The 19,895-nt window shown below is 45.0% G+C and carries 16 protein-coding genes; 5 read left to right on the top strand and 11 right to left on the bottom strand.

From position 1 onward, the window contains the following. A partial coding sequence (locus AC1DSE_RS13380; protein ID WP_477527778.1) for a copper amine oxidase N-terminal domain-containing protein occupies nt 1-638 on the top strand: 638 nt, incomplete at its 5' end. Nucleotides 639-689: 51 nt separating this feature from the next. Here the strand turns inward: AC1DSE_RS13380 and AC1DSE_RS13375 are convergent. Both AC1DSE_RS13375 and AC1DSE_RS13370 read right to left on the bottom strand, forming a co-directional pair. Beyond that, on the bottom strand, nt 690-1,250 hold the full coding sequence (locus AC1DSE_RS13375) for a maltose acetyltransferase domain-containing protein (protein WP_477509306.1): 561 nt from the start codon (nt 1,248-1,250) through the stop codon (nt 690-692). Nucleotides 1,251-1,318: 68 nt separating this feature from the next. After that, the gene (locus AC1DSE_RS13370; RefSeq protein ID WP_477509335.1) at nt 1,319-2,350 is read right to left on the bottom strand and encodes an ROK family transcriptional regulator; all 1,032 of its coding nucleotides are present in this window, start codon (nt 2,348-2,350) and stop codon (nt 1,319-1,321) included. A gap of 202 nt (nt 2,351-2,552) precedes the next feature. Between AC1DSE_RS13370 and AC1DSE_RS13365 the strand changes: the two genes are divergently transcribed. Beyond that, the gene (locus AC1DSE_RS13365) at nt 2,553-3,554 is read left to right on the top strand and encodes a VanZ family protein (protein ID WP_477509307.1); all 1,002 of its coding nucleotides are present in this window, start codon (nt 2,553-2,555) and stop codon (nt 3,552-3,554) included. Nucleotides 3,555-3,605: 51 nt separating this feature from the next. Here the strand turns inward: AC1DSE_RS13365 and AC1DSE_RS13360 are convergent, their stop codons facing one another. After that, nucleotides 3,606-4,799 carry a purple acid phosphatase family protein gene (locus tag AC1DSE_RS13360; protein ID WP_477527777.1) on the bottom strand — a complete coding sequence of 398 codons (1,194 nt, stop codon included), beginning with the start codon at nt 4,797-4,799 and terminating at the stop codon, nt 3,606-3,608. A gap of 238 nt (nt 4,800-5,037) precedes the next feature. Between AC1DSE_RS13360 and AC1DSE_RS13355 the strand changes: the two genes are divergently transcribed. From AC1DSE_RS13355 to AC1DSE_RS13345, 3 genes are read left to right on the top strand one after another with little or no spacing between them, the layout of a single operon-like run. Continuing rightward, nucleotides 5,038-5,751, top strand: coding sequence for a polyphosphate polymerase domain-containing protein (locus tag AC1DSE_RS13355; protein ID WP_441876032.1), 714 nt, complete (start codon nt 5,038-5,040; stop codon nt 5,749-5,751). Nucleotide 5,752: 1 nt separating this feature from the next. Continuing rightward, the gene (locus AC1DSE_RS13350) at nt 5,753-6,469 is read left to right on the top strand and encodes a DUF4956 domain-containing protein (RefSeq protein ID WP_339207980.1); all 717 of its coding nucleotides are present in this window, start codon (nt 5,753-5,755) and stop codon (nt 6,467-6,469) included. A gap of 18 nt (nt 6,470-6,487) precedes the next feature. After that, complete coding sequence (locus AC1DSE_RS13345; protein ID WP_477509309.1) at nt 6,488-8,470, top strand: CotH kinase family protein; 1,983 nt, start codon at nt 6,488-6,490, stop codon at nt 8,468-8,470. 66 nt (nt 8,471-8,536) lie between these two features. On the opposite strand, the gene AC1DSE_RS13340 is transcribed toward AC1DSE_RS13345, so the two are convergent. The 8 genes from AC1DSE_RS13340 to AC1DSE_RS13305 form a co-directional block, all read right to left on the bottom strand. Next, nucleotides 8,537-9,268: an MOSC domain-containing protein gene (locus tag AC1DSE_RS13340; RefSeq protein WP_477509310.1), complete on the bottom strand. Its 732-nt coding sequence runs from the start codon at nt 9,266-9,268 to the stop codon at nt 8,537-8,539. 169 nt (nt 9,269-9,437) lie between these two features. Further along, the gene (locus AC1DSE_RS13335; protein ID WP_477509311.1) at nt 9,438-10,127 is read right to left on the bottom strand and encodes a 4'-phosphopantetheinyl transferase family protein; all 690 of its coding nucleotides are present in this window, start codon (nt 10,125-10,127) and stop codon (nt 9,438-9,440) included. 54 nt (nt 10,128-10,181) lie between these two features. Next, a complete protein-coding gene (locus tag AC1DSE_RS13330) occupies nt 10,182-11,525 on the bottom strand; it encodes a M20/M25/M40 family metallo-hydrolase (RefSeq protein WP_477527776.1) in 1,344 nt (447 codons plus the stop codon). A 43-nt stretch (nt 11,526-11,568) separates the two neighbouring features. Next, nucleotides 11,569-12,840, bottom strand: coding sequence for an ACP S-malonyltransferase (fabD, locus tag AC1DSE_RS13325; protein ID WP_477509312.1), 1,272 nt, complete (start codon nt 12,838-12,840; stop codon nt 11,569-11,571). Beyond that, nucleotides 12,834-16,046, bottom strand: a complete 3,213-nt coding sequence (locus tag AC1DSE_RS13320; protein WP_477527775.1) for a non-ribosomal peptide synthetase — start codon at nt 16,044-16,046, stop codon at nt 12,834-12,836. Before AC1DSE_RS13320 ends, fabD begins: the two co-directional genes overlap by 7 nt. 15 nt (nt 16,047-16,061) lie before the next feature. Beyond that, nucleotides 16,062-16,790, bottom strand: coding sequence for a thioesterase II family protein (locus tag AC1DSE_RS13315; protein ID WP_477509314.1), 729 nt, complete (start codon nt 16,788-16,790; stop codon nt 16,062-16,064). A 41-nt stretch (nt 16,791-16,831) separates the two neighbouring features. After that, complete coding sequence (locus tag AC1DSE_RS13310; protein ID WP_477509315.1) at nt 16,832-17,803, bottom strand: cysteine peptidase family C39 domain-containing protein; 972 nt, start codon at nt 17,801-17,803, stop codon at nt 16,832-16,834. Between the two features lie 88 nt (nt 17,804-17,891). Further along, nucleotides 17,892-19,895, bottom strand: a 2,004-nt coding sequence (locus AC1DSE_RS13305) for a condensation domain-containing protein (RefSeq protein ID WP_477527774.1), incomplete at its 5' end; no start/stop codon positions are given.

Here is a 19,895-nt window from a genome sequence, read left to right as displayed (position 1 = left end):
CAGTACGCTATGTTGCTGCAGGGTTAGGGGCTGAGGTTAATTGGAACCAACAGTCCAAAACGGTAACCATTCTTAACGAAAAAACCGAGGTTATGCTCAAAATTAATTCAAATAAAGTGATGCAGAATGGTACTGAAATCACGATTGATGTTCCTGCTCAAATAACCAAAGGGGTTACATACGTCCCCATTCGCTTTATTTCACAGACCTTAGGCGGCACCATTAGTTGGGATGCCGAACGTAGATCAGCAGACGTTTCTTTAGGCGACAAACAAGTTAGAATTACTACAGAGTCTACTTTTAACTTGTCTACGATCCCGCAAGAACATATTAATACGCTGATCCAAAAAGCGAACGAAGCGACTAAGCTATCTTCCTATTCACAAATTAGAGCCCATTTTAAATCCAATTTTACTGGGACATTCATTAATAAAATCATCAAACAAAATGGACTAGAGTTCAACGTTCCATTCACAGGTACAGCATACAGTCATTCCGAAGGAAAGGAAGGATCTATTAATCAATATGAATCCCCCTTAAATGCTGGAGGCATGATTGTCGAGCGAAAAATCATCCTTAAACAAATTCAAAATACATGGATGGTCAACGATATTATTTTCTCAAGCTCGGCACCTTAAACAAGCATAAGCCCGCGATTTTGTTTAATAAAAAATTTCAATTACGTTTCATTACTCTTCAATCTGCTTTATAATCTTGGCGGGATTTCCACCTACAACTACGTTATCTGGCACATCCTTTGTAACGACAGCACCGGAAGCAACAACGACATTATTGCCGATGTTCACGCCAGGGTTTATAACGGCTCTCCCGCCTATCCATACATTATGGCCAATCGTTATCGGTTTTCCGTATTCAACGCCAGATATTCTCTCCTTTGCATTCAAGGGGTGAGTTGCTGTGTAGATGTGTACTCCTGGTGCAAGAAAACAATTGTCGCCAATCCGAATGTCGCAAACGTCCAATAGTACACTATCAAAATTAGCATAAAAGTTTTCTCCAACATGAATGTTGTAGCCGTAATCACAACGGAAAGTGGGCTCGACATATAGACTTTTGCCTGTGGACCCGAACAATTCCTTTAGCAGCTCCGTTCTTTTGTTATCCTCTGTCTCCAAAGTTTGATTGAATAACCTCGTTAGTCTGCGAGCGTTCATTCTATCCGCAACCAGCACAGCATCGGCAGCATTATAAAGCTCACCATTCAGCATTTTCTCTTTTTCTGTCTTCATTTGGTACCACTCCTGTTTGTTGTTTCAATTTTAAGCAGAAATACGGTTTGTCTGGTCACTACATTCGTTTATTTTCTTGTTCCTGAAATCATGAGGCCTAAACCAAGCTTCTGTAATCCATACAAATAATCTTGTTTCCAGTCGCTCACAGTAAGCTCTGGCAAATGTTCTTTAGGAATATAGGCTGCGCTTCTTAATGTTATTTGGTCGGTTATTTGCTTATTTATTTCATCATTGGAAAAAATAATCGTGTGCGGGTTTATTGTAGCTGTAAATGAGGCTACCAACCGACTAATCGCATCAATCTTTTTCTCATCATGAACCAATGCAGTTTCTGTTCCATCCTCGTTATTCAGGGCTTGTACAAAATTTCGGTCATCATACTGAGGAACGAAGGATATTTCTCCTGAGAAAAACGTACTGCCTCGCACGACATCACCATTTATCATAATGCCGGCACCAGGACCATTTTGACCCAAATACAAGTAGACCAAGGAACCCTTGTCTTTATTGTTTCGGTTGTCATAGTATCCAAGGACAGCCGCATTCATATCATTCTCTACAACGACAGGTATGGATAAACGCTCCTCAAAATATCCTTTTAAATCAAAATCATGAAACTGCTCATAGCTTGGGATGAAAATAATTCGGCCATTATTGACTGAACCCGGCACACCTATAGCTACAGAGCTGATTTTGGGATGCTTTTCTATAATGCTTTCAAGTAAATGAGATAAGCTCAAAGCATCATCCATTAGCACACTTGAAGTACTGCCTTGTTCCTTCTCTTCGCCTAAACAATTAAAAATGGTATAGTTAGTTTCTGTTTTCTCTAAAAATATAGCCAAACCGAGCATGAACTCGGGATTGTATGCGTATCTTTTTGCTCTTCTTCCGCCACTTGAATGGTCGAGACCAACTAAAATGAGTTCCCCGTCCTTTTCCATTTGCGTGAGAAACTTACTAATGGTAGGGAAGCTTACTCCTAGCTTTTGACTTAGCTCAACCTTCGTCGCACTCCCATGCTCCAGAAGAGCCGCTCGAATGCTGCGTAAAATAACTTTTTTCCATTCTTTTGGAGTTGCAAATAGCTCATTTATGATGATCACCACCTCTAAGCGCAATACTTATTAAATTTATTTAATAAGTTACACCGATAATATCAGAATATCGTCTTGGATAAAAGTAATCTTCAGGAAAAAATAAGAGATGCTTAAAAAAGTTTTCATGTTTATTCTATAGAATAACACGTAAAGCAATTGTTCTGGTAATTACCGCACAGAGACAAGAAAGGATGTTTTGATGTATCAAGGAAAGCAGCGAAAAATGACTATTTTACTGTTGGTTTTATATACCGTATTAATCTTCTATTTCTTATATGCCGGATTCAACAGAGCTGCTTCTATTCATGACAGCGGCTTGCGATATAATCTAATACCCGAGAAGATCCATTTATTCCTCCCTATGCAAAGAGAGTTTCCATTTTCGCTTTTTGAGTTCGGCAACTTTGCAGCATTTATACCTTTCGGAATCATGATCCCGCTTCTGTTTCGTTCTCGTTTTCTGAGTTTTATACTGCTATTTATTGTATCGATTACCATGCTTGAGACGCTGCAGATGTTTTCCCGTTTAGGCTCCTTTGATATCAACGATATTATTATTAATACGTTAGGTGCTGCAGTAGGCTACTGCGCACAAAGGCTTGTTCGACATGAGCGTGATACATTCAATGGCTTCTGCAAAATAATAATAACAGCATTTGTACTTGCGGTTGGTGTCATCGGCAGTATTGGAGGCATTAATAATTATTTAGATAAAGCAAGCAGCGAGGTTATCGCTTTAGATAAACTGCCATTAAAGGCTGGAACTGTTCTTTGGGATAAAAGTCTCTCCAGCTTTCCCGCAGCCCAAGAGAACGTTGAGCCGAAACTAAATATGTACAGCCGAAACAATACACGAACAAATGAGTTTACCTATCTTTTAGACGGCAAATATCACATGATAGCAGGTAATCTCGCGATATCAAAAACCTTAACTCAAAGTACCGGCAATGGAAATATCGATCTCATTTTTAGCGCAGACGGAACCGAAATCCATTCATTTGGATGGAGTTTCGATAGACAGGAAGAGCTTCCTTCCGAGTTTTTTCAAATCCCCTTAAATGGAGCAAAGGAACTTACTATAAAATTTGTTAATCATACATCCGATCGAGATGTCCTGCTGTGGGACATTGCACTTCATAAAGTAAATACCGGACAAAAAATAATAAATGGGATCAAACAAAAACTAAAAACATTATTTTAAATGGAAAAAGCCGAATTTCTTAGCTTGCAAAGAAATCGGCTTTTTGTAATGTCACTTCATTTTAGCATCGGCATCTCCGTGCTGTAGCACAAACTCATCCAGCTTTGCACCTTCCACGTCATAGGCTTGATAGGTTAAAGTGTCACCATTTACCGTAATCCCTGCAAACATTTGCTTCTCATTCTGAAAATGAACTTTATGATAAAACTTATCTTCCTTTTTCTCATTGAATTTTTGCCCTGCTGTATTGGTTACCACATATACAGTGCCCGCTCGGTTTTGCACCGCTTGATCACCGTCGCCTGTGATTTGACCATCACGAAGCGGATAGGATCTGGAGTACTCATGATTATGACCTTGCAGCACCAAATCAACCTCGAATTCATCAAATAGCGCTGTCCAATCCTTCACCTTCTTGTTCGTATTTCCTCCATAAGGCCCTTGATGCAGAGCAACGATTTTCCATGGCTTATCCGTGCTCTCCAAATCTTTTTTCAGCCAGCTTGTTTGCTCCTTTATATTCGATTCCGAATTTAAAATAACAAAATGAACAGAACCATAATCAAACGAGTATGTCGTTCCCGCATTCGATCCCTTCGCGCCACTCGCAGGTAAGTTGAAATGAGAAACAAATCGCTTGGCATCTCCATCCACTTCATCATGGTTCCCCGTAACTGGCATAAATGGAACCTGTGTTACCCACTTGCCTGCTTTTGCGAAAAGCTCGGTCCAGGCTTGCTCATCGGTGGGCTCTTCTGTCAGATCACCATTATGAACGATAAAGGCAGAGGCTGGGAAAACGTTAAACGCCTGACCCAGCGTATTTCCCCACAGCTCAAAATCCTGCTCCGTCATGCCTTGCGAATCCGTTATGTTTATGAAAGTAAAAGCATCGCTTGCTTCAGCTTCCGTCCTAAATTGTGCAGCATCGCTCCATGCCTCTTTTTCTCCGCTGCCTACTCGGTACGTGTATGTGGTTCCCGGATTAAGGCCGGTTGCTTCTGCTTTATGAACACCACGCAAAGTATCCTCACCTATGTCAATCGATGATGTCGTACCCTTAAAGGTCATTACAAGAGYCTCTTCCCAATCGCTAGGGACGGCTCCTTCAATGATCTGAACAATTGAACCCGAGTGTGCATTCGTACTATGCCAAGTGAAGGCGCGGCTAGTTTTTGGATCGCCCTTGAACGTAGTCACAATCGCGGCTGGCTTCGCCGACTTATTGGCCTTTAACCATTCCATGCCAATGGCTCCAACAACTAATAAGGCGCAGCATATGAGCAGTATGATCATGTCTTTTCGGATTTTTATCCTAGTCACACTCCTTCTTCTCTATCTAATTTTAATTATATCTTAACAAAAAGCTGTTGCACGGCGCATTCAGCAATCTTTCAGCCAGCCTTAAGTTAAGAATAAGTAAAGGCCCGTAGAATAACATTTGTAAGCAGCGAGGGGCGCTGAACATGAAATGAGGTGTGAGATGAACAAAAACCTAAACTATCGCCATGAATTGAAATTTTTCATTAACTACCATCAATACTTTATTATTCGCCAGCGGCTAAAGGATCTGATGGAACAAGACAAACATGTCGGTCCGTCAGGCGAGTACCATATTAGAAGCTTATATTTTGATGATATAAACAACAAAGCTTTGCATGAGAAGCTTGGCGGCATTCGTGATCGGGTCAAATATCGTATCCGCATATACAATGGCCAAGACCATGTCATTCATTTTGAGAAAAAAATTAAATTCAAGGACTACATCGCAAAGGTAAAGGAACCGCTAACGAGGGAAATGTACGACAAGCTTATGGATGGCGAATACGACGTCCTTAGAGGGCCGGACAAGCCGCTTTTGAACGAAATTCACAATGAAATGAAGCATCATCTGCTGCGTCCGAAGGTCATCGTCGATTATGTCCGTGAGCCATATGTTTACGCTAACGGCAACGTACGCATTACGTTCGACAAGGAGCTGCGCACCGGGCTTCATGCCGTTAATATTTTTGATGAAAAGGTGGAGCCCGTACGCGCACTCGACAATGATTTAATCATTCTTGAGGTGAAATATGATGAATACATTCCAGCCTTTATCCGAATCGCTTTGCAGCTGGAAGGACTAAACCGGCAATCCGCATCAAAGTATGTCATCTGCCGAAAACATTTGAAGTTCAACACTTGGGAGGATTATTAAAATGGAAACCAATACAACTGCCGCGGCAGCAACGGAGACGACAACAAATTTTGCCGATCTTTTAAAAAATTCAGTACTGGATAACTTTGCTTCTGATATCAGCCTTTCGAAAATATTGATTACGCTGGGCGTCGCTTTTTTACTTGGCTTCTTCATTTACTTGCTTTATAAACGAATATTTAGCGGCGTGCTTTATTCAAAAAGCTTTAACGTTTCGCTGATCGGCATGACCATGATTACAGCAGTTGTTATTATCGCGATTAACTCCAATCTCGTGCTGTCGCTTGGTATGGTTGGCGCTTTGTCCATCGTCCGTTTCCGTACTCCAATTAAAGATCCAACCGATTTAATTTTCTTATTCTGGGCTGCCGTTGCAGGTATCGTTACTGGCGCGGGTTTCTTTACACTAGCGGTAATTGGTTCGGTTGTGGTTGGTCTTATTCTGTTCTTCTTCGTTAAGGGCGGATCGGTAGAAACCCCTTACCTGCTTGTTGTTAACTGCGACAGCGATGCTACCGAGCAGCTTGTTCACAAGCAAGTCGGCACGCTCGTTAAGCGTTATAACGTGAAGCAAAAAACAGTGACGCAGGGCAATATTGAAATGACGCTGGAAATTCGCCTTCGCGACGAAACCGGACGTTTCGTTAACCAACTAACGGAGCTGGCTGGCGTTCGTAACGCCGTACTTATTAGCTATAGCGGGGACTATGTATCCTAATTATCGGGAGGTGTTTTCATGAAAGCGAAAGCGCGTGTAATCTTATTATGCTTTTGCTCCATTCTCCTGGTTACTTTACTCGCTGGATGTGCCGCAGGCGGTACATCCTTCAGTCTCAGCAGCTCGGGTGCGGCAAAGGGTACAGATGAGAAATCAGCGGATGAGCAAAAGCTAGATGAAACGGTTTTTCCTAAAGATAAAATCGTAGATGTAAAAATTACGATCGACGAGGACGCGTTCCAAAATATGCTGGACAACGCCAGCGCGGAGGAATATAAAGAAGCCTCGGTCGAATATAACGGTCAGAAGTTCGAAAACGTAGCCATTCGAACGAAGGGCAATCTCAGCTTGAACAGTGTCGTAAGAATGACCGAATCCGATCGGTACAGCTTTAAAATTTCATTCGATGAGTATGTTAATCAAACCTTGCAAGGAATAAGCAAAATTAATTTAAATAACAACTACAGCGATGCCTCTTATATGCGAGAGTTTCTATCGTATGAGCTTGCTGAGCAAATGGGACTTCCAACCCCAAAATATTCTTATGTCAATGTTTACGTCAATGGCGAGCTTTGGGGCTTTTATTTGGCTGTCGAGCAGATTGGCGATGCCTATCTTGAACGTAATTTCGGCAATGCATATGGCGCGCTTTACAAAGCAAACGGCGGCAACGGCAGCGAGCTCAACTGGTTAGAAACGATCGATTCCTATACGGGCCTCGATTTGAAGTCCGACAAATCAAATGATGATATTTTGCTCGATATGCTGGATGTACTGAACAATGGCGCAAGTTACGAGAGTGTGCTGGACGTTGATGAAGCGCTTAAGTTCATCGCCTTAAACGCAGTAGCCGGCAACTTTGACAGCTACCTCTCTGAGAAAAAACATAATTATTATTTGTATGAGGATGATGGTATTTTCAGCATTTTGCCATGGGATTACAATATGTCCTTTGGCGGTTTCGGCGGCTCCAGCGTACTCATTGATGAGCCAACTACTGGCGCGATTGCCGATCGGTCGCTTATTGACAAGCTGCTTAAAGTGGATGCCTATAAAGATAAGTATCACGAAATCGTTACAAGCATGTTAGAAGGATATTTGGCAACCGATACGTTTCAGGCAAGGGTCGATGTAATTAAAGCTATGATCTCGAATTATGTAAAAGCAGACCCTTCCTCCTTCTACACGTATGAGCAATATGAGCAAGGTGTTGCTCAGGTTGTTTCCTTTAACTCGCAGCAAACCAGCACCATTGCACAGCAGCTCGCCGGCACTATTCCTGCTGCTGGCGACGGCTCTGGCAGCGGCGGCGGGATGGGTGGTGGTATGGGTGGCGGCGGTTTCGGCGGAAATCGGCCAAACGGGCAGCAGGGTAACACTCAGGGCAACACCGGAAACAGCAATGCTGCTGTTAATGTAGGAGCTGGGCAGCAAAATGCCGGCATTACAGTGAACAAAGAGCTGAGTCCGCAAGGTGCTCTGGCAGATGGCGTCGTTCAGCAAGTAGTTGATAACACTACCTCCCCTACTACACAGAACACTCAAGGCAATGCAGATGCTGCTGCTCCTGAAGGGCAGCTCCCTCAGGGCAATACAGACGCTGTTGCTCCTGACGGGCAGGTCCCTCAAGGCAATGCGGGTGCTGCTGCTCCTGATGGGCAGGTCCCTCAGGGCGATGCAGGTAATGCTGCTCCTGACGGGCAGGTCCCTCAGGGCAATGCAGGTGCTGCTGCTCCTGAAGGGCAGCTACCTCAGGGCGATGCGGGCATGGCGCCTCCAGATGGTCAAATGCCTAATCAGCAAGGCGGCATGCAAGGCGGGTTTGGCGGCCAAAGACCAAACGATATGGGTGGCGGCATGGGCGGCGGCTTCGGCGGCCCTGGCACGCAGCAAACTCAGGCACAAGGCAGCCCTAAAGAAGCCGCGACGGCTGGAATCGCCATCGTGATCCTGCTTCTCTCCTGTGCATTCATCGTCTTCTATAAACGTAAACGACTATAAGCATTCTAGTTCAAAAAAAAGATCGCGAACCCTTTGCCACAGTGGCATTCGGGCAGCGATCTTTTTTCAATCCATAAGAAATACCTTTTCGCCTATTTCAATGTCTCCTGTCTTTTTTACAGAAGCATACACCCCGAAGTTTAAATTCATCTCTGTGTTAATTTTTTTCAATAAGGAAGCATCACGTGCTAGCGAATCTGGATCAAGCGTAACCATGGAGCAGCGATCACAATATTTATCCACTTGCAATTCAGCACCGCCTACCGTTATTCGTCTGCCTAGCCACTCTTTTTCTCCAAAAGCGCCTTCCTCTACAGTAATAAGTATATTTGCTCTAAAGCGCCGCGCGTCCAGCTGTTTTCCCCATATCGCTTCGAGCTTTTGCAAGCTCTTATCGGTAATGATGAGGATACTGCCTTCATCCACCGCTTTAAGGTCAGGACTTTGTGCCTGATAGCTGCGCATCCGCATCTTCTTCTTTGAGTACTTCTGCATTTCAGCTAACAGCTCCTCGTCCCAGCTAAAGGTCTGACCCTCTGGAGAAGTTATTTCTACTAGGGGATGCTCTGCGCTCGTGCGTTCATCAACCAGCTTCGCTTTGTATGCCAGCATCGCTGGAATTTCTCTTGCAGTAAAGAAGCTATCCCAGCCTTCCTTTGTTTCATCATAAAAAGCATAACAACGGTCGCCCATCAATCCGTATCTATCGATTTTACAGGTATCCAGTTCCTCTCCTGCAAATGACTTAATCGGGTACCTGCTTATACTACTAATTTTACCAATCAACGTTAATGTCAATCCAACAACCTCCATACATCCGTTTTCTTCCATTCACATGTATCTTTGATTATAGTATAAACACAAAAGACGCGCGATAAGCCAAGTACACCTTTCGGTACAGAAAGGCTTTCCGCTTATCACGCGTCATGTCATTTCATATGATTGGTTCAAACGCATTGTAATACGATTAGAAAAAAAGGTGTATTAAATCCTCCATGCTCCAATGCTGCAGCTGATTAGGGAATCCTTTTGGAGCAGTAGTACAAGCCGCCAGCTTATAGCTTCGGTTCAGTTCATATTGTTTGAAAAAATAAGCTTCCGTTCTYGGAGTTAAAGCGATGGAGCTATCCTCGCCAATATGTATTGAGAAGGAATCCAGCGGTATGGACAACCCTTTACCCTTTGCTTTTATGTAACTTTCCTTCAGCGTCCAAAGCTCATAGAAATAAGCGGTTCGCTCCTCCCCTCTCAAACAAAACAAACGTTCATATTCCATTTTCGAAAAATAAGATTTTGCTATACTTTCATCTATTTCACATATTTGTTCCACATCAATGCCTACCGGGGAAGAGCTTATAAATAAGGCAACCCAATCTCCAGCATGCGAAATATTAAAGTGAAAATCTTCGCAGCCGATAAGTGACGGCTTACCATATGAATTGCAAGTAAACTGAATCGCTTGATTGGATAGGTCTAGGTTTCGCACAATTGCAGCACGTACAAGCACTTCACCAAATAACGTCCGATAAACATCACATTGCTGTCGCAATCGACTTATTTTTAAACGCTTCTCTTCTGATACGAGACTTAACAATTGCCGGTAGTCATTCGACGTGATGTTTTGAGGTATTTTCAAAACCATAATCTCAGCCTGCACAGTTTGCTGCTCCTTTCCCCCTCAACTAATCCTAAAAGCACTCGTCTGAATCTATCACAACCTCGAATTTCCATAACGCGCCATCACTTCATGAATAGCTYTTGCCCCAAAACGAATAGCCTCAACAGGCACACGCTCATCTGCAGCATGGATCAACTCCGAGAAATTCATGTCCTCTGGGAGCGTCATAGGCAAAAAACCATACGTTTGAATACCTAATGTTGAAAAATGTCTCGCATCTGTTCCACCCGGCAGCAGCATCGGAATAGGCACTGCAGCTTCATCCGCTTTCTTCAGCACATCTGACAGCAATTCAAACAATTCCATTTCCGGGTTTTCTGGACAAGGGTCATGACGAATCACCTCTAACATTATTTGATGTTGTATGGCATGATCGTACAGCTCGGCTATGAACTGCTCTGGAGTAAAACCGGGCAGCAGCCTCCCATCCATCTCCACGATGATTTCACTTGGATGCACATTGATTTTTTCGCCACCATGCACAACCGTAGCACTTATTGTGTTGCGAAGCAGCGGTTGAAACAGCTTTCCCTTGTCACCCATTATCCTCAGCATGAGATTGCTCAGGCGTGGCCGAAGCAGCCCTTTCAATAATAACCTCGGCAATAGGGGCAATGCCGATGCCATGGATTGAATCATATACGACGCTGCGGGCGTGACATGAATCGGCAGCTTGACCTTATTTAACGCTCCCAGCATATAGGCAAGCTGCGCCATGCTTCCTTCATTTTGGCCAAGAGAACCATGTCCGCCCCCTCCTCTAACCGTAGCTCTAAGGAAACAAATTTGTTTCTCTGCCACCATAATGGGATAAAATTTTTGGCCGCTTACTTGAAAGGAGAAGCCCCCAAACTCCCCAATCGCATAATTCACGCCAGCAAAGAGATAAGAATGATGTTTAACTAAGTAGGAGGCTCCTAAATCCCCTCCTGCTTCTTCATCACTTACAATAGCCAAAATCATATCGCCTTGTAATGCTGTTTTCTCCGCGTGGGCTTTTAGAAAGGCGGCAAGCATCATCGCTACACCGCCTTTCATATCTAGGCTTCCTCTCCCCCATACGTAACCATCGATAATCTCACCCCCGAATGGATCGCGGCTCCATGCTTGCTTCTCTACACCAACAACGTCAACATGCCCGTACATGAGAAAAGGAGGTGCATCTCCGCACCCCTTTAATCGTGCAATTAAATTAGGTCTATGCTCTTCTTGAGCAATAATGATCGTATCGCTGATTCCCGATTCAAGAAGAAGATCACGAATAAAATAAATACAATCTCGCTCATTGCCTGGCGGATTCGTTGTATTAAACCGTATTAATTGCTGCAATAGATATTGAGGGGACTCATATATTGGCCCGTCCAAGCTGCTAATCATCGTAAAGTCCTCCTTGGCATGGTTGACTTCCCTTTTTCATCCTTTAACTTCTATTAGAAGCTGAAAATCGACTCCCTAATTTATCCTTAAGGCCGTTGTCGTGAAGCACTTGTTCCAATCGATCCTGCTGTTCGTTCTCTGGAACAAGCTTCGTATGGAACGCAGAAATCAGCATCTCATAAGCCTTAACCAGATGCTTCCACTCTGCCCGGCCACGAGAAAGCTGAAGCCCATTCAACATCGTCTGAACCTCGCGGTAAGGTGCAACTACACCTTGCTCATACTGCTCTAAATCCCTGTTCCGATTACGCATGCAAGTAACGATAGTCAAACATTGAATAATAAAATCTAACGAATAGTCTTGCCCCTCATCCCGGCACTTCCCAAGGAGCTGTTCCCTATCCGGTTCATGGTCGAAAGAAAGCACCCTAAGAGCTGTACTATTGTTGGCTAGTTTCTTCAATATCGATTGGGGGCCCATCTCAACCGCTTCCGAAACCCCGTTCTCCAGCAAAAAACGGATAACCGCTGTCCATTGTACGGGTGCGGTAATCTGCTCTGCCAGCACTGCTGGAATCTCATCCGCACTCCGATATAATCTTGCAGTCACACTGGAAACAACCGGATGCTGGAGTGTTCCAAGCTTCAGTCCTTTAAGCTCCTCTGCAAATAGCTGCGCCGCTGGTGCCATAAGAGGACTGTGGAACGGCGCGCTCACATGAAGCGGGATGACAACGCCTCCCCGCTTGGAGATACGCTGCACCGCTTCGTTCAATACTCCTTTATGTCCAGAAATGACAACCTGATCATCTGAATTAATATTAGACACTACAACAATTTCAGCTCCACCCTGAAACGAGGAACTAGCGTGCTTGCAGATCTCTGCAACTTCAGCTGCGCTAAGCGACATTACCGCCGCCATTGCACCACTGCCAGCATCGTCCGCATCACGCATGAGCTCGCCACGACGATGAACGATACGGACAGCGCTGTCAAATGGAATACCCCCTGCACAAGTCAAGGCGGTAATTTCTCCAAGGCTATGACCGGCTAAAAATTGCGGAGCCTTCCCCAGAAGGTCTCTGTATATTTTGTACATTGCCATCCCTACAGTTAATATAGCTGGCTGTGCATATTCCGTCCTTGTCAATTCCTCCATGCTGCCCTCAAACATAAGTTTTGTGAGATCCATGTTTATCGCTTCACTCGCTTCATGAAAGGTCTCTTTGGCGAGCTCATATTTCCTATACAAATCCTTGCCCATGCCAACATACTGTGAGCCTTGACCGGGAAACAGCAATGTGCCGCCTACCATACGCTTTCAGCTCCCTCTTCTAATTCTGCCATTACAACTTTGAGAGATGCTAGATACAGAGAGAGCAATTCATCCACACTTGCTATGTCCCATGAACGAGCATCATATAGACATCGGATGTTTAACTCGTCTTCACTAAACTCAAGCTGAAGCGCAAAGCCGATTAGCGGCATATAGGACTCCATTCCTCTCAAGTCGGTTGAAGAGAACCATGGTATGATTCCATTGTCCAATGTACGGAAACCAGCTGCTGTCGCAAGCGAGGAAAAGGTATAATAGTCGCCGCTTTCCCGTTGATTAGCTACTTCAGGGATCATTTCCACAACCGTCATATAGTGGGACATATTCAGCGACACAGGCACCATCCGATCTCCTACACCGTCTTTGACGATGACTGTAACTTCATCGGACATCGTAATATCGGAGAGCACGTACATATAAAGGACAAGCAATATATCGACGATATCTGATCCAATGTCTTCTGATAGCTGCATCAATTTCCCGAGCAGCGCTTCATCCAGCTTGCATGAACGGGGAATGGCTTCATGATCTATACCCGTTTCTCTACTTATCATGCGATTAGGGAAAGTTAAACCTTTCAGCCCTGCTAGCCCTTCCATATCTCCTTCTTCACTGAATGGTGCATCCATTAGCGCAGCCATTCCGCGGAGTGTCGCATGTCCAAACAGATCTGCAACGGATACACGAGAAGGGTAGTGCTGCTCCAAGTTGTGATGTAAAGCAACAAGCAGGATGGAGTTGCCTCCTACCTCGAAGAAGTTGTCTTCAGCGGCAAAATCGACTGTATGCAGCACCTCTTGCCAAAGAGCCGCTACTTTCTGCTCCGTATTGGTATCCAGCTCAAGCAGCTGCAGAGCAAATGCAGCATTATCCTGCAAACGAGCCACTTCACTCTGCTTTGGCAGCGCCTTGCGATCAATCTTTCCATTATTATTCAATGGCAATGCTGCAAGCCAAATGTAACGCTGCGGCACCATATATTCAGGCACTCGACTTGCCATAAAGCTGCGAAGCTCTGATGTCGACAATTCAGACTCCGCTGCATAATAAGCGCATAACAATCCGCCATTAGACTGCTCATCTTCCAGCAGCACCGCCGATTCAGTAACGTCCTCGTGCCGTGCGAGCATCATTCCAACTTCCTCCAGCTCGACGCGATGTCCGCGGATTTTCACTTGAAAGTCACTGCGCCCGAGAAATTCGAGGTTTCCGTCGTTTAAGAAGCGTGCAAGATCACCTGTTCTATACATTCTCTCACCGGGATAAAAAGGGTCGCTAACGAACTGTTCCTCCGTAAGCTCCGGCTTCCCAAGGTAACCTTGGGCCAATCTTGTCCCCGCTATACAAAGTTCACCAGCTACTCCAGGAGGCTGAAGACGTCCCGCCTTATCCAAAATGTACGTTCGCACTCCAGCAAGCGGTTTGCCTATTCCGGGATGATTATCCTCTATCCGCTGTATCGTTGACCATACCGTCGTTTCTGTAGGCCCGTAAACGTTGTATATTTGAAGCTGTGGATAAGGCTTCAGCCGATTCCATAGGGTTGGAATAAACGGCTCCCCGCCAATGATCAAATCTTTTAAATAGCGCAAGCATGGTCTCTCTTCTTTGCCAGCCAGCAGCATTTGCAGTCTCATCGGGGTAGTTACCATCATCTCAACATCATGTTTGACGATGAGACGATCCAGCAGGTCTGGGTCTCTGCGCTCCGCTTGTGATGCTAGAATCACCTTCAGCCCATAAAGAAGCGGCATAATTAAGTCATGTATAGATACATCGAACGCAGCGCTTGCTAAAGCAACAATCGTTTTTCCTGGTACATATTCTACTTGCTCTGCCATTCCTTCTATGAACCGTATCGCACTCTCATGCTGAATCATGACACCTTTTGGTCTGYCTGTTGAACCTGATGTATAGATCACATAAGCTAGATTTTGAGAGGCATTGTCCTGCTCCATGCTGCTTGAGAGTATGTGTGAATCCTTCTCTTCCCTGCCAGCAGCGCACTGCTCGTCTCTCTCATCGATACAAACAATATTGCCTTCATATTGAGAAGCTTTCGAGAGGTATTCGTGCTGCGTTAACAAAACCGGAGCCTTAGTATCCTCCAGCATATAATGAATGCGATCCTCTGGGTATTCCAAATCAATGGGCAAATAGGCGCCTCCAGCCTTCCAAATGCCGATGATGCCAACTACCAGCTCGACCGTTCGCTCCACCATCAGTCCAACCACAATTCCTGAACGCACGCCTTCGCTACGCAGTCTACTAGCAAGTTCGTGTGCCCGCTGATTCAGCGTGCTGTAAGTAAACGACTCCTCGCCGCAAATAAGTGCAGTCTCATAGGGGCGAAATTGAGCCTGCTTCTCGAATAGGTGATGCAGGGTCATGCTTGATTCACCAGCTATTCCCTTTCTATGCAATGGCTTAGATTCAGTGGATGGGCATGAACCAATACAAAGTGATTTTATTAATGCTTGAACTTCATCTTCATCCAATATGGCTGCATCTCTAAGGAGAATATCGTCGCCTCGAACTAACAGCTCCGCTGCCCGATGAACATGATTAGCTAGATTTTTCATCATTGTCGTGCTGTAAGCAGAGCTATTGTATGTCATAGTAAGCATTATGGCGGGTGATTCTGACTCCAAGACACTGTACGAAAAGAGCAAACCAACCCCATCAGCGCTCGGTTTCCCATAACTATTTTCCAAGGTTACGGCTACAGCCTGTCCCGAATTGAAGCTGCTTGTTCTGGCGGAATCGATAGTTTCTAGTTCCAAAATATGTCCCTTGTTACTGTCCTCGAATTCATTCAGAGCTCCGTCTAATTGCTTTAGCAATGACTGAAGCATATTTTGCTCATCTACCCTGATTTGAAGCGGAATCCATGTCCCGTCCATATGACTTCCGAATCTCTGAGACGGAATGCCGATCGTTAATCGGTCATCCCCTTTATATTTATAAAGCATGATGTAAACCGCAGTAAGCAGTACGCTATACAATCGCTGATTGGACTGTTCAGCATATCGGAGCAGCATTTCTGTGAGCTCTTTGGGTAAATGGATGCGCTGCTCCATAGAACGATACTCCGCTTCTCTGCTAAGCAAATCTGGGGGAAACCCTCCATCCTCTCGCCACAAATATTGATTTCTCTCACCAGCGTCTATGACTACCTTATCCATATTTTTTGCTCCTCTCTATTGTGAATGGATGATTTCTTTGCCAGCCAATATCCTCAGGAGCGTATCATTTAGGAGCGAAACGACTTGTTGTTCCCGTTCATGTATGAAAAAATGACCTCCTTTGAAGTTGACGATTTTACAGGTCTCCGTCGTTTGTGACTGCCAATCTTCTGAAGTCCCGTACAGGCTGCTGTCCTCAGAGCCATTCATAACAATGAGATGAAGAGGGAGCGGCGGCTTAACCTCTGGCTTGTACGTGCCAACCAGCTTAAAGTCAGCTCGCAATATGGGCATAAATACGTCTCGCAGCTCCTTATGCTCGAACAGCTCAGCAGATGTTCCGCCAAGGCTTAATACTTCTTCGATAAAAGCTTTATCGGGAAGCTGATATATTTCTCGGTTCACATGGCTGGAATGAGGCGCCCCGTACCCTGACATAAAAACTACGGATGGGAGCGTCAATCCTGCTGCATGAATGCTATGAATTAATTCAAAAGCGATCAAGCATCCCATGCTGTGGCCGAATAAAGCATATTGATTTTGTGTATAGTCACGGATTAAATGCAATATATCTTTAACTGCCTCATGAATATCCTCGTAGAGCGGCTCACTCATCCGGCTTCCTCTCCCAGCTAATTCAATCGGAATCAATTGAATAGAAGGATCGAGCTGCCGCGACCATTTCTTATAGACCTGAGCCGAGCCCCCCGCGTAAGGCAAACAAAGCAACGGTATACTATCCATAATTAGGAACGACCACCTTGTTAGGAAGCGATTTGATTTTGTTAAACACCACTAGCCAGCGTACGCCAAAATGTTTTTTCCATTGCAAATAGTTTTTCTGCTAGAGCTATCTCTCTGTCTCGCTGAAATTTATACGTAACAAAAGATTGCTTGATCGCATGCCAGCCGTCACAGATCATCTCCAATTGATCCTTAAGGGATTCGTATAATGTCACATTTATTTTCTTCTGCTCTCGCAGCGTTCGAATAAGTCCTTCATTTGCAATATGCCGGTTGCATATAATGTTGATTCCAATGAGTGCATACGTAATATGAGCGCTATATTTATCCGGGCTTGAATCTACTTGCCACATTCCCTCCATAGAGAAATCATCAAGCTCCCGCGTAAGCCGCTCCGCATTGTCAACAACTTCCGATAAGTTCAATTCATATGGCTTAATCGTTGAATGAAGATTGTAAATATAATAGGCAGGGCCATTATAGTTTTTGTTGATATTGTATTCTGAATTTTTGAATGCTTTTCTGAGCCGATCCTCAGGAACCTCATGTTCATTGTAGCCAGCAAGCGTATCGTCAATGACATAGAAGGATGAGCGTTCATTATCGTAACCATTAAACAGCGAATAATGGTACCAATGAAACTTTTTCCAAGCCATGCTTCCCGGCAGCCAATAGAACAAATCGACATTCACACTTAAATTGCGCCCACCGTCAAGCACCTCTTTTATTTCATCTATAAACATTTCCTTATCGCGGAAGTGCCCCGGCTCAATCCACTTAATAACACCGGTTAGTGGGAATTTGGTCCAATCGTCGAGATAATATAGCGTATCAATCGTCGGATATCGAAATTGCTGGTCTGTCGCTGCAGACCAAGGATAATATCGATGAATGTTCAAATATGCCGCATATCGATAGCTGGGATGAGCAGAAACAGCGATTGAATAGGCTTGATTGAGCATACAGTTCGCCCAGAATTCATTAAATGGTTGTCTGTCCAACGTAACTTTCATCCGCTTATCCTCCTTAATAGATCCAAACTCGTATCATTTAATCATTTCTCGGCGGTACTGCACGAAGGAAATACCTCCGAGAACGATGTTATTTCGGACCATCTTGCAGCAATAGATCGCTTAGTTTCATCAGAGGGCTGGCAGCAGCCGTCATTTCCTCTACGGTTGCACAATAATGCTGAGCCATGCGCGTAATCGTATCTGAGTGAAACAGTGCTGTGGCATACTCCAAGCTGCAAATCATTTCACCATTGCTCTCCACAACCTCCAGCGTCAAATCGAATTTACTAACTCCTGGCTCGAACGGCTGAAGCTCAAAGGTTAAATCGCCTCCTTGCATGACAGAACGATCCATATTTTGCAAAATGAACATCGTGTCGAACAAAGGATTTCGACTCTGATTTTTCCCAAGCTCCAATCGCTTCACCAAATCCTCAAACGGATACTCCTGATGCTCCAGCGCTTGCAGTACATGATTATGAACATCGGCGATGTAACCGCCGAGTATTCTTTCAGGCTGTGGTCGGCATCGAATCGCAACTGTATTAACGAATATGCCAATTTGGCCCTCAAGATCGACATGGTCACGTCCCGCTGTCGGCGTGCCAATAATAATGTCATCTTGGCCGCTGTACTTGCCAAGCAAAAGCGCATAAGCACCAAGCAGCACCGTATACAATGTTGTCCCCAGCTCTCTTGCCATGTGCTGCGCTCGTCTCGTAAGTTCCTCATTCAACTTAAAACTATATCTGCGCCCCTCGAAGCTCTGCATCGCTGGTCGCGGATTATCCGTCTGGAGCTCCAGTATTGGCAGTTCGCCTGAGAACATATCCAGCCAGTGGCGCTCATGCGCCTCGTACCTTGGACCAATTAATTGAGCTTCCTGCCAGACAGCATAATCTCTATACTGCACCCGCAGCTCTGCAAGCTCATTGCCGGAGTACAATTCGATCAATTCTTTCAGAAGCACACTGACCGATACACCATCCGTAACAATATGATGCATATCAAGCAGCAGCAAGTGAGAGCTAGAGCTTAGCGGAACAAGAGCTGCCCGCAGCAATAAGCAGCTGCCAAGATCAAATGGACGGATGAACCGCGCCATTAATCTAGTGATGGTTTCATCCATTCCCGTTTCTGACAACATACGTTTGGCAGTCATTCGCGCCCATGCATTGCCATCCAGCTTAAATGCCGCAGATGGATGAATCCGTTGCCTGAATTGTCCATCCTCATAATGGAAAGACGTCCGTAAACTCTCATGCCTCATGATTAAAGCGGTGAACGCCTGCTCCAGCTTCTTCGCATCCAGATTCCCATGAATATGCAGTGCAAAAGGGACATTATACGTCGTTGCTTCTCCAGACAGCAGAGATAAAACATATTGCCTTCTTTGAGCGCGCGACATTGGGAAATACGCCCTGTCCATCTGACGCGGAATCGATTCATACGTTTGCTGGCCTTGACCTTCAATTACTAGAGCGAGTGACTCTAGTGTCGGATTCTGAAACAATTCTTTCAGAGGGACGCGCACACCAAATTGTACGCCTATCCGACTGACCAATGTTGCCGCCTTTAACGAATGTCCCCCTAACTCGAAGAAGCTGTCTGTCGCTCCGATGTTATCCGTCAATAGCAGCTCCTGCCAGAGCATAACCAGCTTGCGCTCCGTCTCCGTGCTCGGCTCCCGGTAATGTCGTACATTCCGTTCTGTCTGCTGCGGTCTTGGAAGTGCCTTGCGATTTATCTTGCCTGTTGGCGTCATCGGTATTTCATCCTGCAGCATCACATAGGTTGGAATCATATAAGCAGGCAGCTTGCCTCTCAGATGTTGGATTAGCTCCTCAGTTACACCGAGAGAATGCCCGCCTACGCTCTCTAACCATACGGTTTCTCCCTTATGGATACTTTCGAAAGCTGCTGCAACATAATGATCCGCGTACGAGGTCATATTTGGCAGATCAGCATCATCAGCCTTTTGTAGGACAACATAAGCGCAGAGAACAGGCTCACCCTCAGGCTCTTGAAACGCGATGACAACCGCTTCCTTCACACGCTCATGCTGCAGCAGCTGCTGCTCCACCTCACCGGT

The sequence above is a fragment of the Paenibacillus sp. 01L418 genome, assembly GCF_056400045.1.
This window is presented reverse-complemented; position numbering and strand designations above follow the sequence as displayed.

Bases quoted from the DNA above. Each gene is read 5' to 3' on its own strand.
- AC1DSE_RS13350 (WP_339207980.1), top strand. From the start codon at position 5,753: ATGGAAACCAATACAACTGCCGCGGCAGCAACGGAGACGACAACAAAT.
- fabD (WP_477509312.1), bottom strand. From the start codon at position 12,840: ATGGTAGGCGGCACATTGCTGTTTCCCGGTCAAGGCTCACAGTATGTT.
- AC1DSE_RS13315 (WP_477509314.1), bottom strand. From the start codon at position 16,790: ATGGATAGTATACCGTTGCTTTGTTTGCCTTACGCGGGGGGCTCGGCT.
- AC1DSE_RS13355 (WP_441876032.1), top strand. From the start codon at position 5,038: ATGAACAAAAACCTAAACTATCGCCATGAATTGAAATTTTTCATTAAC.
- AC1DSE_RS13375 (WP_477509306.1), bottom strand. From the start codon at position 1,250: ATGAAGACAGAAAAAGAGAAAATGCTGAATGGTGAGCTTTATAATGCT.
- AC1DSE_RS13345 (WP_477509309.1), top strand. From the start codon at position 6,488: ATGAAAGCGAAAGCGCGTGTAATCTTATTATGCTTTTGCTCCATTCTC.
- AC1DSE_RS13365 (WP_477509307.1), top strand. From the start codon at position 2,553: ATGTATCAAGGAAAGCAGCGAAAAATGACTATTTTACTGTTGGTTTTA.
- AC1DSE_RS13310 (WP_477509315.1), bottom strand. From the start codon at position 17,803: ATGAAAGTTACGTTGGACAGACAACCATTTAATGAATTCTGGGCGAAC.